Origin of the sequence: Acinetobacter sp. 2JN-4 (assembly GCF_003687745.1) — a bacterium.
GTDB classification, from domain to species: domain Bacteria; phylum Pseudomonadota; class Gammaproteobacteria; order Pseudomonadales; family Moraxellaceae; genus Acinetobacter; species Acinetobacter halotolerans.
Map to the genome: position 1 here is coordinate 1 of NZ_RDNY01000029.1, position 420 is coordinate 420.

1 protein-coding gene is annotated in these 420 nt (G+C 37.1%); it reads left to right on the forward strand.

Features of this window, described 5'->3' with window-relative positions; genetic code table 11:
• The coding region (locus tag EAH57_RS15830) for a phage portal protein (protein WP_147440133.1) at positions 1-420 on the forward strand (420 nt) is incomplete at both ends.

The window sequence follows — 420 nt, forward strand, 5'->3', positions numbered from 1 at the left end:
ATCATAAGTTACATGATCTTCTTTACGTTGCACCAAATGACTACATGACTGCTCAAGAGTTTTGGGAGTTGTTAATGGTGTGTTTGTGCCTACGCGGCAATTTTTTTGCATATAAAGTTTATGCACTGGGCCAAGTTGTTGAGTTGTTACCGCTTGATCCCTCAACTGTTACCCCAAAACTTAAAGATGATTGGACTGTTGAATATCACGTTTTATTTAAAGATGGTGTGAAGATCCTTTCACAGCAAGAAATTTGGCATGTTCGATTATTCACATTAGATGGTTTAAATGGACTAAATCCAATTGCCTACGCTAGAAAGTGTTTTTCTCTTGGTTTAGATCTTGAGACGCACGGCTCAAATCTTTTTAAAAATGGTGCTGTTACTTCAGGTGTTTTAGAAACTGATGAAGAACTTACTG